Below are 11,889 nucleotides of genomic sequence, written 5' to 3'. Positions count from 1 at the left end.
ATGGTTCGCGGGCGGTTCGCCGGATCGGTGCCGGCCCGGCTCACTTCTTGCGGGCCGCGAACACCGCGTGCTTGGCGGCGTGGATCTCCTCGTCGGTGAGCGGGCCGACCGGCAGCGACTGCCGCGGCACGGAATCGCCGCGGAGGCCGTCCAGCAGGATCGCGAGATACCGCCGCCACGCCTCCGGATTCACCGAGCGGGTGAGGGTGGCCATCGTCTCGACCATGGTCATCAGCGCGAAGAAATCGGTGCCGGCGATATCCGGACGCAGCGCTCCCACCGCGATGGCGTGCTCCAGAAGGTGATTCATCGTCGACTCGATGCGCTCGTGCACGCAGCCCAGCCGCTGCACCGATTCGGGCACCGACAGCATCATCTCGCCGAGGCCGCGATTGTCGGCCATGTGGCGGCACGCGAAGTCGCAGAAGCCGACGAGCCCGGCCCACGGATCGGGATCGGCGTCGGCCGCCTCGGCGGCCTCGGCCAGTTCCGTCATGCCCTGGACGAACACCTCGTTGATCAACTCGTGCTTGTTGGCATACCGCCGGTAGACAGTGCCGATGCCCACACCCGCGGCCTCCGCGACATCATCGAGAGTGACCTCGAGCCCGCGCTCGGCGAACAAACGCCTGGCAGCGGCCAGGATGCGCTGCTGATTGCGCACCGCGTCGGCGCGCAAACGGCGAGGTGGGGCGGGTGTGGTGGCGGGATTCACACTGACATTCTACTCGGAAACGGGATTAAGTGGAGGGAGCTGCTCCGTTATGGTGGTAGCTTCGTGGAAGCAAGTGGAGGAGAACCCTCCGCATACTGGTAAACCTTCGGCCAACCGATTTGAGGGACTCATGAACTCCGCTGTCGATCTCGACAACCGGCCCGGCGGGGCGCCGCCGGGCCCGGTCACGCATCGAGCCGAGCGCCGGAGCAGGCGAGGCTCGCACGCCGCGCGCTGGTGGGTGCTGGCCGTCCTGGCCGCCGCGCAGCTGATGGTCGTGCTCGACGCGACCGTGGTGAACATCGCACTGCCGGAAGCGCAGCGCGCCCTCGGCTTCTCCGACGGCGACCGCCAGTGGGTGGTCACCGGTTACGCCCTCGCCTTCGGCAGCCTGCTGCTGCTCGGCGGACGGCTGTCCGACCTGTTCGGCCGCCGCACCACCTTCATCGTCGGCCTGATCGGCTTCGCCGCCGCCTCGGCCATCGGTGGCGCCGCGAACGGCTTCGAGATGCTGGTGGCCGCCCGCGTCGCGCAGGGCCTGTTCGGCGCGCTGCTGGCGCCGGCCGCGCTGTCCCTGCTGACCGTCACGTTCACCGAACCGTCCGAGCGAGCGAAGGCGTTCGGCATCTTCGGTGCCGTCGCGGGTACCGGCGGTGCGCTGGGCCTGCTGCTCGGCGGCGCGCTCACCGAATGGGCATCGTGGCGCTGGGTGATGTACGTCAACCTGGTGTTCGCCGCCGTCGCGCTGATCGGCGCGGTGCTGCTGCTGGCCAAGCACACCAGCACCGAGCGGCCGAAGCTCGACATCCCCGGCACCGTCGCGGTGACCGCCTCGCTGTTCGCCATCGTGTACGGCTTCTCGAAGGCCGAGACGAACGGCTGGGGCAGCGGCACCACCCTCGGCTTCCTGATCGGCGGCGTGGTGCTGCTGGTGGCGTTCGTCGTACTGGAGTCGCGGGTCGCGAATCCGCTGCTGCCGCTGCGCGTGGTGCTCGACCGCACCCGCGGCGCGTCCTACCTGGCGGTGTTCGTCATGGGCATCGGGATGTTCGCCACCTTCCTGTTCCTGACCTACTACCTGGAGAACACGCTCGGCTTCTCGCCGATCCGCACCGGTGTGGCGTTCCTGCCGATGGTCGCCGCGATGATCCTGTCCTCCACCACCAGCCCGTCGGTGCTGCTGCCGCGGGTCGGCCCGAAGGTCACGATGGGTGTGGGCTATCTGCTCGGCGGTGCCGCCATGGCGCTGCTGACCCGGATCGACGTACACACCTCGTACGCGACCCATGTGCTGCCCTCGCTGATCCTGATGGGCCTGGGTCTCGGCGCCGCGGTGTCGGTGGCCTTCCAGGGCTCGACCGCCGGTGTGCACCACCAGGACGCGGGTGTGGCCTCGGCGATGGTCAACACCATGCAGCAGGTCGGTGGCTCGATCGGCACCGCGCTGCTGAGCACGGTGGCCTCGAGCGCGGCGACGAGCTACGTGCGTGGTCACCTGCCCCCGACCCCGGATGTGGTGGCGGAGGGCGCGATCCACAGCTACGTGACCACATTCTGGTGGGCGACGGTGATTTTCGTGGTCGGCGCGGTGCTGGTCGCGGCGATCGTGCCGAACAAGGTGCCCGTCCCCGCCGAGGGCGAACCGGTGCTCGCGCACTGATATTCACTGAGCAGTGCCCCGGTCCGGGTGAAACGGGCCGGGGCACAGTCGTTTCAGCGGCGGCGGACCGCGCAGGAGGCGGCGGCCTTGGCCCGGTCCACCTCGTCGTCCCGCAGCGGCGGGACCGAAAGTTGCTGGCGCGGTTGGTCGTCGCCGCGGATCCCGTCGAGCACGATGTCCAGGTACCGCCGCCACACGTCCGGATTCACCGACCGGGAGAACGCCGCGACCGATTCGACCATCCCGACGATCGCGAAGAAATCGGACGACGCGATGTCCGGCCGCAGTACCCCCGCGTCGCGCGCCCGGTCGATCACCGTCGCGATGGCCGGTTTGACCCGATCCCGCATGGACACGAAACGTTCCATGGCATCGGGCAATTCGAGCATCACCGCGCCGAAACCGCGATTGTCGGCCATGTGCCGGCAGGCGTACTCGAGCAGTTTCACCAGGCCCGCCCACGGATCCGGATCGGCGTACGCGGATTCGGCGGCCTCTGCCATCGCGTCGACGTGGCGCTCGAACACCTCCGCGATGAGCTCCTGCTTGTTGGCGTAGCGCCGGTACACCGTGCCGACGCCGACCCCCGCGGCCTCCGCGACATCGTCGAGCGTGACCTCCAGACCCCGTTCGGCGAACAGCTGCCGGGCCGCGGTGAGGATCCGCTGCTGATTGCGGGCGGCGTCCGCGCGCAACCGCCGTGGTGGCGCCGTGGTGACGGGATTCACTCCATTATGTTAACAAGCATCCGCGGGAACCGGAGCCGATAACTCCTATTTACCTGATACCAGCAAATTTTCGGCGATCACTCGGGCGGATCCGGTGGCCGCCGCCGCGGCGCCGATGACATCGCCCAGGTCGCGTCGGGGGTGGGGATCCGGTCGCCGACGGCGGGTCCGGCCGACCGGCCGCCCGACGCCAACCACGGAGATCGCTGGCAGTTAGCATGACAGCCGTGGAATTCCGAATCCGGTAGGAGGTTTCCAGGTGGGTTTGCGAACCAGCGCGGTCGCCGCGGGATTCGCTACCGTATTCCTTCTGGGGCGACGGTGATTCTGATGACGAGCCGGGCGCAGACGATACGGAAAGGAGGCCCGAGCATGGCCCACGATCGAGCCGGACGGCCGGCCCGGGCCACCGACCTGGAGGACATACCGCATCTGGTGACGGCCTACTACAGTCGCATTCCGGATCCGGCCGATCCGGCGCAACTGGTGGCATTCGGTACCTCCGGGCACCGCGGATCCAGCCTGGACTCCGCCTTCAACGAGGCGCACATCCTCGCCGTCACCCAGGCGATCGTCGAATACCGCGCCACCCGCGGCATCACCGGCCCGGTCTACCTCGCCCGCGACACCCACGCGCTGTCCGAACCCGCCTGGACGACCGCGCTGGAGGTGCTCGCCGCCAACGATGTCACCGCGATCATCGACGCTCGCGACCGCTACACCCCCACACCGGTGCTCAGCCACGCGGTGTTGCGGCACAATCGCGGCGGTACCCGGCATCAGGCCGACGGCATCGTGGTCACCCCGTCGCACAATCCGCCGCGCGACGGCGGCTTCAAATACAACCCGCCCCACGGCGGCCCGGCCGATACGGTCGCCACCGACGCCATCGCCGCGCGCGCCAACGAGTTGCTGCGCGGCGGCCTCGCCGGGGTGAAGCGCACCACTCTCGCGCATGCGCTCGCGACCACCGTGCAGCGCTACGACTACCTCGACAACTACATCTCCGACCTGCCGAATGTCTTGAACCTGGACGCGATTCGCGGCGCCGGCATCCGGCTCGGGGCCGATCCGATGGGCGGCGCGAGCGTCGACTACTGGGAGGAGATCGGCCAGCGCTACGACCTCGAGATCGAGGTGGTCAACCCGTTCGTCGACCCGACCTGGCGGTTCATGACCCTCGACGGCGACGGCAAGATCCGGATGGATCCCTCCTCCAAGTACGCGATGGCCTCACTGGTCGCCATCCGCGACGACTACGACATCTCCACCGGCAACGACGCGGACGCCGATCGGCACGGCGTCGTCACCCCCGACGGCGGACTGATGAATCCCAATCACTATCTCGCCGTGGCGATCGAATATCTGATCGCCAACCGGATGGGCTGGGACGCGCTCACCAAGATCGGGAAGACCGCGGTCACCTCCGCGATGATCGACCGGGTGGTCAGCGTCCTCGGCCGGCAGGTGCACGAGGTGCCGGTCGGCTTCAAATGGTTCGTGCCGGGCCTGTTCTCGGGCTCGCTGGCCTTCGGCGGCGAGGAGAGCGCCGGCGCCTCCTTCCTCCGGATGGACGGCACCGTCTGGACCACCGACAAGGACGGTATCTTGCTCGCCCTGCTGGCGGCCGAGATCACCGCGGTCACCGGGCGCAGCCCCGCGGCGGGCTACGCCGAACTCGAGAAGCGCTACGGCAGTCCCGCCTACGCGCGCATCGACGCCGCCGCCACCCCCGACCAGAAGGCCCGGCTGGCCGCGCTCGCCCCCGAGGACATCACCGCCGGCGAGGTGGCCGGCGAGCCGATCGTCAACATCCAGACCCGCGCCCGCGGCAACGGCGCGGCGCTCGGCGGCGTGAAGGTGTCCACCGAGAACGCGTGGTTCGCCGCCCGCCCCTCGGGCACCGAGGACAAGTACAAGATCTACGCCGAATCCTTCCACGGCCCGGAACATCTGGCCGAGGTGCAGGCGGCGGCCGAGGAAGTGGTGGGCCGCGCACTCGGCTGAGTGCGAGAGTTGTTCGCGGTCCGGTTCGGCTGTGGTGGTGAAGGTGTGACGGTGCGTGACGAGATGGTGACCGGCCGGCGCTTGCCGACCGAGATCTGGGTGCTGATCGTCTCGGCCTTCGTGGTCGCCGTCGGATACGGACTGGTCGCCCCCGCCCTGCCGCAGTTCGCCCGCAGCTTCGGCGTCGGGATCACCGCGGCCTCCGCGATCGTGAGCGCCTTCGCCGGGATGCGGCTGCTGTTCGCGCCGATCAGCGGCCGACTGGTACAGCGCCTGGGGGAGCGGACGGTCTACCTGTCCGGGCTGCTGATCGTCGCGCTGTCGACCGGCGCGTGCGCACTCGCACAGAGCTATTGGGAACTGATCGTGCTGCGGGCCCTCGGCGGTATCGGCTCGACCATGTTCACGGTGTCGTCGCTCGGACTGGTGATCCGCCTGTCCCCGCCCGCCGAACGCGGCCGGGTATCGGGCCTGTGGTCGACCGGCTTCCTCGTCGGCTCGCTCGGCGGACCGCTGATCGGCGGTGCGATGACCGGCCTCGGCCTGCGGCTGCCGTTCGTGATCTACGCGGTGGCCCTGCTGATCGCCGCGTTCGTGGTGTATCGCAGCCTGCGCGGCGCCGGCCCCGAGGCGTCGGTGGCCGCCGCGGACGTCCCGGTGCTGAGTTTCCGTGCGGCACTGGCCCGGCCGGCGTATCCCGCGGTGCTGTGGTCCAACTTCGCCAACGGCGTCGCGGTGCTCGGCGTGCGGACCGCCCTGGTTCCGCTGCTGGTGGTGGAGGTGCTGGGACAGTCCCGGGCCCAGGCCGGCGTCGCGCTCACGGTATTCGCCGCCGGGAACGCCGCGGTGCTGTTCGCCGCCGGTCGCATCTCGGATCGCCTGGGCCGCAAGCCGTTTCTCATCGCCGGGACCGTGGTGTGCGCGCTCGGCACCCTCGGCGTCGGCCTGGCCCCCGGCCTGATCTGGCTGCTCGCCGCGTCGTTCGTCGCCGGACTCGGATCGGGCCTGTTCAGCCCCGCGCAACAGGCCGCCGTCGCCGACGTGATCGGCGCGCGGGCCCGCGGCGGCCCGGTGCTGGCCGGATACCAGATGGCGGGCGATCTCGGCACGGTCCTCGGCCCGATCGCGATCGGGGCACTGGCCCAACGGGTTTCGTTCGAGGCCGCGCTCGCCGTGACGGCGCTGCTGCTGTTCGCCGCCGCCGTGGTGTGGACGGTGGTGCCGGAACCGTCGCGCCGGGTGGAGTCCGATACGGTGCCATGACGTTTCACCCGGTCAGTCGATGACAATTGTCGTGGGTGCGCCGGCGCATCCGGTCATAGCCTGGGCTCATGACCCGGAATCCCTTGTCCGCCTTGTTCTCCCGGATCGGTGATCGCCGCCCGGCGGTCACGGCCGCGGTGTTCGCGGTGACGGCCGCCGTCGGCATCGCACAACTCGTGCACCCGGGGCTGTACGACCTCGGCCGGCGCGACGGGTCCGCGATCGACCGCGGCGAATGGTGGCGGCTGCTCACCGGCATGTTCCTCCAGGACGGATGGCTGGCCGGCCTGTTGTTCAACCTGACCCTGCTGGCGGTCGTCGGCGTCGTCGCCGAGCGGGTGTTCGGCCGCGGCAGCTGGCTGCTGCTCTATTTCGGCTGCGGACTGTTCGGCCAGCTGATGAGCTACGTCTGGCTCCAGCCGACCGGCGCCGGGAATTCGATGTGCGTGGCCGGCCTGCTGGGCGCGCTGGCCTCGGCGGTCCTGCTCGCGCCGAGGCGATTCCGGATCCCGATCCCGTGGCGCCTGCGGCTCCCGGCGCTGGCGCTGCCCGTCCTCGCCGTCGTCGACACCGTCCTGCACGACAATCACGGCCTACCGGCACTGCTCGGCCTGGCACTGGGCGCGCTGCTGCTGCCCGAATCCGCCACCGCCCCTTCCGGTGCTTTCCGCGCGCCGGTGCGGCAGAGTGTTGCGCGTGACTGAACGGAGCTCGAAGTACACGCCGCGGCCCATGTCGAACGTCACCACCTACGCCCTGGGCGGCGTCGCGCTGGTGGTGGCGGTGCTGATCGTGGTGTTCGTCGTGCGCTGGAACAGCGACCACGGCCTGAAGGTCCGCGAGGACGGATACGGATCGGTGCACGACGGCGCCGTGCAGGCACTGCTGGACTCCGACGGCGCGATCGTGCTCGGCAAGCCCGGCGCGGCGCACACCGTCGACGCCTTCGAGGACCCGCTCTGCCCGTCCTGTGGCTCGCTGGAGCATCTCTTCGGCCAGGAGATCTCGCACAAGATCGACGACGGCAAGCTCGCCGTCCGATACCGCTTCGTGAACTTCCTGGATCCGAAGTCCGGCAGCAAGGACTACTCGACCCGCGCGATCGCCGCCCACGAATGCGTGGCCGACACCGGCGACGGTCCGCTGTTCTCGAAATTCCACCAGCTGATGTTCACCACCGAACAGCCCGGCGAGAACGGCGGCGACCTCACCAACGCGCAGATCGGCGACGTCGCGAAGCGGGCCGGCGCCCCCGACACCGTGCAGCAGTGCATCACCAAGGGCACCCGGGTCGACGCGGCCCGCATCCACGCCGAAGCCGCGCTGGCCGCGCTGAAGTCGGCGAACGGCGGGCAGATCGCGACCCCCACCGTGCTCGACGGCGGCAAGCGACTCGACGTCGACACCGCCGACTGGGTGACGAAAATCGCACCGTGACGGCGGATACCCGGTCCGAGTGGTCATCCCCTCCCACCCGGACCGGATCCGCGACCGCGGCCCAGAGGCCGCGACCGGCGTATCGGCTAGCGACCGGCAAATGCTACGGATCGATCTCCGCGGGCGGTGGATCCTCGCCGAGCAGCGCCTCGTACACCCGATTCCGGGCATCCGCGATCGCGTTGACGGTGTCGCGCAACTGCCCGGCGACGGCCGCGTAATCGCTTCCGGCACTGGTCCGATCGAGCTCGGCCTCCAGCCGCCGCCGCAACTGTTCCAGCGCCGCGATGCGTTCCCGCTCCACCCCGACATAGATGACGGTCGGCGCGGGCGGCCGATCCGGATTCTCCATGACGTGCCGTGTCCTCGTGTTCGGAGTGTCAATGCTGCCGCGGACGGCGTCGATCGAAACGGTCACCACGCCACCGGCCCCTCGGTCGCCGCATCCTCGGGCGTCGACCCCGCCAGTTGCCGATGCGTGAGCCGATGCGCCGCAATCGGATACGTCAGATCGAGTCCGGGCTGCGGGGTGGGCGAAACCATTGCCGCCGTATCGATCCGGCTCTCGGGAGCCTCGGAGTCGATGTGCGGGAACAGATATCGAGCCCCCTCCCGCACGGTGGTGTGCCGATCCCCGGTAGGACTGCTCCAGCTCAGCCGATCACCGTCGAGCCGCCGCACCCGCCACCCACCGGCCGACGACCGCAACCGGTGATGATGGGAACAGAGCGCGACCGTACTCCCCACGACCGCCGAATCATGGTGCGAGGCAGACCGTCCGGCCCCACCACGGCCGTGCCCGCCCCGCGGATTCTCACCCCTCGAATCGACCGCTTCCATCACACATTCCGCCGCCGCGACGGTGCACCCCGGAAACCGGCACTGCCCCTCGATCGCCCGCCGGGCCTCGTCGCCGGAATCCCCCCGCTCCGAAACAACCTGCAGCCGAGCCTGTTCCGCGATCCGCCGCACCAGCGCCGCATCCACCGGCCCGTACCCCGCCAGCAACCCCGGATCCTCGGTCAACCCCGCCAGCGCCTCCACCGACACCCCGACCTGCACCAACGCCCGCGGCACCCCTTCCGGCGCAGCCCCCGCCGGACACTCCGCCCGTCCACAGGCGCAGGCCAGCATCTCGTCCCCCTGAGCCAGCGCCACCAGCGCATCGGCCCGCCGCTGCGCCACACTCCGCGGATCCTCCGCGCACACCCGAGACCCCATCTCGCGCAACCGATTCGCCACCACCTGCGCCCCCATCGCGGGCAACACCCCGTCGAACAGGGCGACCCCGTCCTGCAGCGCCGAGATGCGCACATCCCGATCCAGCTCCCGCTGCTCCCGCCGCCGCTGCTCCCCGCCGGGATCGATCTTCGTCACCCAGCGCCGCGCCGTCTGCCGCAACCGCGCCGGCGTGGACCGCGCCGCCGTCTCCACCAGCGTCCGCTCCACCTCCGCCAGCACCTCGACCGGCAGATCCCGCACCGCCGCCACGATGACCTGAGCCCGCGCCAGATCGATCAGCCCCGACTCGAACGCCGCCGCGGTCTGCGGCAACTCGTCCAACCCCAGCCCGACATCGATCAACGCCGCGGCAACCTGCTCTCCGACATACACCGCCGCCGTGGCCTCCGCGGCCGCGAACTCCCCGGCCGCAGCACCCCCGTGCCGCTTCTCCCCGCGCCGGCGCCGATACAACTCCCGCACCGCCCGCACCTCCGCGGCCTGCGCGAACGCCGCCGCCCCATGTGCCCGCCGCAACGCGTCGACCAGCACCTCATCGCTCATCGCCTGAAGCTCTCCGCTGTCGAACATGTGTTCGAGCCTACCTTTCGAACGCCTGTTCCACCAGTCCTGCATCCAGGCGATTTGGTCCCGGCGCAAACGGTGGTGTAACTTCATCGAGGCCAGCGGGGAACACCTCCGACGGCAAACAACAACTGAACAACCTGGGGCTATGGCGCAGCTGGTAGCGCACCACACTGGCAGTGTGGGGGTCAGGGGTTCGAGTCCCCTTAGCTCCACCTGAAATCGCAGGTCAGGACCGATTCGGAATCGGTTCTGGCCTGTTTTGTTTGAACCGATTCGGGCCTTCGTAGGTGAATGCCCACGCGCCGGATCGTGGACCGGCGGCTCAGCGACCGGGCGTTCGGCGGTGATCGACCGTTCCACCACATGCAGCAACGATTCGCGGGTGTGCTCGTCGATCATCGACGCGATCTTCACCGCTCGGCGTCGACGGTCGAGTCGAACTGAAAGTCCAACGCCCACATCACTTTCGGAGCATCGGCCTCGATCGGCTCATTGTCCACGAGCAGGCACCTTCGGTACCGGCCGGGTGCAGGTCTTGGCCTGAATAGGTTGTTGCACAGTGGATTCAATGGTTGACGGACGTTCGCCGTTGCCTGTTTCGCCGTTGAAGGCAGCAGCGTTGTGGTGAGTTAGCATGACGCCTGCGCGTAGAGCTAAGCCTGAATCCACCGATGAATTCGGTGTATTTGGGTGTGTCGAAATGAAGAAAGTGCCTTCTGACCTGGGATGATTGGAGTTACCACACAACAACCAAGACAAGTTCCGAAAGACACTTTCAGTGCGATTGTTCCACAGGTTCGCCGAGTCCTCGGCGAGGTTCGATGATGATGGCCTCGTGTCGGTGGCGGGGTTGGTTCCGGTGATGACCCTGGCCGAGCAGACGGGTCTGACCAGGCTGTTGACCGAGAAAATTGCCATCGACGCGCCACGAGTCAAGTCCGGGTCGGTGAACCCGGCACCGAAACTGGCCACGTTGATCGCCGGGATGTGTGCGGGTGCGGACAGCATCGACGATATCGGTCTGCTGCGCAGCGGCGGGTGCAAGACGCTGTTCAGTGGCGTGTATGCGCCCTCGACGGTCGGGACTCTGTTGCGGGAGTTCACATTCGGTCACGCCAAGCAGTTGGAGTCGGTGATGCGCGAGCATCTGCTGGCCTTGACCGCGCGCGCGGATCTGTTGCCCGGTGCGGCTGTGCGGACCTTCGTCGATATCGATTCGCTGCTGCGCCCGGTCTATGGCCACCAGAAGCAGGGCGCGTCGTACGGGCACACGAAGATTGCTGGGAAAAAGGTTCTCCGCAAAGGACTTTCACCCCTGGCAACCACGATCAGCACCGACCTGGCGGCACCGGTGATCGCCGGGATACGGCTACGCGCAGGTAAGACCGGCTCGGGCAAAGGTGCCGCATCGATGGTTACCGCCGCGATCGGCACCGCTCGTGCCGCCCGCGCCACCGGCATCGTGCTGGTGCGTGGGGACTCCGCATACGGCACCCGCAAAGTCGTGTGCGCCGCGTTGCGCGCCGGGGCACAGTTCTCGCTGGTACTGACCAAGAATTCGGCGGTCAACGCCGCGATCACCGCGATCGGCGAAGACCAATGGACTCCGGTGCGGTATCCCGGTGCCGTGCGTGATCCCGATACCGGTGAGTGGATCTCCGACGCCGAGGTCGCCGAAATCTCTTATACCGCTTTCGCTTCCACGAAAGACCGGACCACCGCGAGGCTGATCGTGCGCCGGGTGAAAGACGCCCGATACCCCGATGCCCTGTTCCCGGTCTGGCGGTATCACCCGTTCTTCACCAACTCCACCGAGCCCGTCGCCGATGCCGACATCACCCACCGCAAACACGCCATCATCGAAACCGTGTTCGCCGACCTGATCGACGGGCCACTGGCTCACATTCCGTCCGGGAAATTCGGCGCCAACTTCGCCTGGGTCCTGTGCGCCGCGATCGCCCACAACCTGCTGCGCACCGCCGGAATACTGGCCGGTGGCCGACTCGGCCGGGCCCGCGGATCGACCCTGCGCCGCAAAATCATCACCATCCCCGCCCGGCTCGCTCGCCCTCAACGGCGTCCCATCCTGCACCTGCCCCGCTGCTGGCCCTGGGCGGACGCATGGCTCACGTTGTGGCACAACACAATCGGTTACACACCACCACAACCCGACAGCATCTGACCATCCCCGCCCGACGGGCCCGAACCGAGGACTCACGTGGAAAAGCTGGCCAGGCCAGCGGCTACCCCACGCCCGAAACCCGCTGGTC

General features: G+C 68.7%; 10 protein-coding genes and 1 tRNA gene. 7 read left to right on the top strand and 4 right to left on the bottom strand.

Annotation, left to right across the window (positions count from 1 at the left end; translation table 11 throughout):
* Positions 1-40: 40 nt before the first annotated feature.
* Entirely contained in the window at positions 41-715 is a 675-nt protein-coding gene (locus G361_RS0128315; RefSeq protein ID WP_026343609.1) for a TetR/AcrR family transcriptional regulator, read from the bottom strand.
* A 130-nt stretch (positions 716-845) separates the two neighbouring features.
* Between G361_RS0128315 and G361_RS0128310 the strand changes: the two genes are divergently transcribed.
* Entirely contained in the window at positions 846-2,375 is a 1,530-nt protein-coding gene (locus G361_RS0128310; RefSeq protein WP_019930502.1) for an MFS transporter, read from the top strand.
* A gap of 53 nt (positions 2,376-2,428) precedes the next feature.
* On the opposite strand, the gene G361_RS0128305 is transcribed toward G361_RS0128310, so the two are convergent.
* Positions 2,429-3,103 carry a TetR/AcrR family transcriptional regulator gene (locus tag G361_RS0128305; RefSeq protein ID WP_019930501.1) on the bottom strand — a complete coding sequence of 225 codons (675 nt, stop codon included), beginning with the start codon at positions 3,101-3,103 and terminating at the stop codon, positions 2,429-2,431.
* A 372-nt stretch (positions 3,104-3,475) separates the two neighbouring features.
* Between G361_RS0128305 and pgm the strand changes: the two genes are divergently transcribed.
* The 4 genes from pgm to G361_RS0128285 all read left to right on the top strand — a co-directional run bounded on the left by pgm (position 3,476) and on the right by G361_RS0128285 (position 7,810).
* The gene (pgm, locus tag G361_RS0128300; protein ID WP_019930500.1) at positions 3,476-5,110 is read left to right on the top strand and encodes a phosphoglucomutase (alpha-D-glucose-1,6-bisphosphate-dependent); all 1,635 of its coding nucleotides are present in this window, start codon (positions 3,476-3,478) and stop codon (positions 5,108-5,110) included.
* A gap of 63 nt (positions 5,111-5,173) precedes the next feature.
* Positions 5,174-6,373, top strand: coding sequence for an MFS transporter (locus tag G361_RS0128295; RefSeq protein WP_036495962.1), 1,200 nt, complete (start codon positions 5,174-5,176; stop codon positions 6,371-6,373).
* A 68-nt stretch (positions 6,374-6,441) separates the two neighbouring features.
* Positions 6,442-7,077, top strand: coding sequence for a rhomboid family intramembrane serine protease (locus G361_RS0128290; RefSeq protein WP_019930498.1), 636 nt, complete (start codon positions 6,442-6,444; stop codon positions 7,075-7,077).
* Entirely contained in the window at positions 7,070-7,810 is a 741-nt protein-coding gene (locus tag G361_RS0128285; RefSeq protein ID WP_026343607.1) for a thioredoxin domain-containing protein, read from the top strand. Before G361_RS0128290 ends, G361_RS0128285 begins: the two co-directional genes overlap by 8 nt.
* Before the next feature lie 103 nt (positions 7,811-7,913).
* On the opposite strand, the gene G361_RS0128280 is transcribed toward G361_RS0128285, so the two are convergent.
* A complete protein-coding gene (locus tag G361_RS0128280) occupies positions 7,914-8,162 on the bottom strand; it encodes a hypothetical protein (protein WP_019930496.1) in 249 nt (82 codons plus the stop codon).
* A 62-nt stretch (positions 8,163-8,224) separates the two neighbouring features.
* Positions 8,225-9,622, bottom strand: a complete 1,398-nt coding sequence (locus G361_RS0128275; RefSeq protein ID WP_026343606.1) for a DUF222 domain-containing protein — start codon at positions 9,620-9,622, stop codon at positions 8,225-8,227.
* A 136-nt stretch (positions 9,623-9,758) separates the two neighbouring features.
* On the opposite strand from G361_RS0128275, the gene G361_RS0128270 reads away from it, so the two are divergent.
* Together G361_RS0128270 and G361_RS0128260 are read left to right on the top strand one after the other, a co-directional pair.
* A tRNA-Ala gene (locus G361_RS0128270) sits at positions 9,759-9,831 on the top strand.
* A gap of 566 nt (positions 9,832-10,397) precedes the next feature.
* Positions 10,398-11,801: an IS1380 family transposase gene (locus G361_RS0128260; protein WP_019925568.1), complete on the top strand. Its 1,404-nt coding sequence runs from the start codon at positions 10,398-10,400 to the stop codon at positions 11,799-11,801.
* Positions 11,802-11,889 lie beyond the last annotated feature (88 nt).

This window comes from Nocardia sp. BMG111209 (assembly GCF_000381925.1).
GTDB lineage: Bacteria > Actinomycetota > Actinomycetes > Mycobacteriales > Mycobacteriaceae > Nocardia.
Note: the sequence above shows the minus strand (reverse complement) of the source record. Positions and strands in the feature narration are given on the sequence as shown.

Coding starts and splice junctions, on each gene's coding strand:
- G361_RS0128310 (WP_019930502.1), top strand. CDS start 846: ATGAACTCCGCTGTCGATCTCGACAACCGGCCCGGCGGGGCGCCGCCG.
- pgm (WP_019930500.1), top strand. CDS start 3,476: ATGGCCCACGATCGAGCCGGACGGCCGGCCCGGGCCACCGACCTGGAG.
- G361_RS0128295 (WP_036495962.1), top strand. CDS start 5,174: ATGGTGACCGGCCGGCGCTTGCCGACCGAGATCTGGGTGCTGATCGTC.
- G361_RS0128290 (WP_019930498.1), top strand. CDS start 6,442: ATGACCCGGAATCCCTTGTCCGCCTTGTTCTCCCGGATCGGTGATCGC.
- G361_RS0128280 (WP_019930496.1), bottom strand. CDS start 8,162: ATGGAGAATCCGGATCGGCCGCCCGCGCCGACCGTCATCTATGTCGGG.
- G361_RS0128275 (WP_026343606.1), bottom strand. CDS start 9,622: ATGTTCGACAGCGGAGAGCTTCAGGCGATGAGCGATGAGGTGCTGGTC.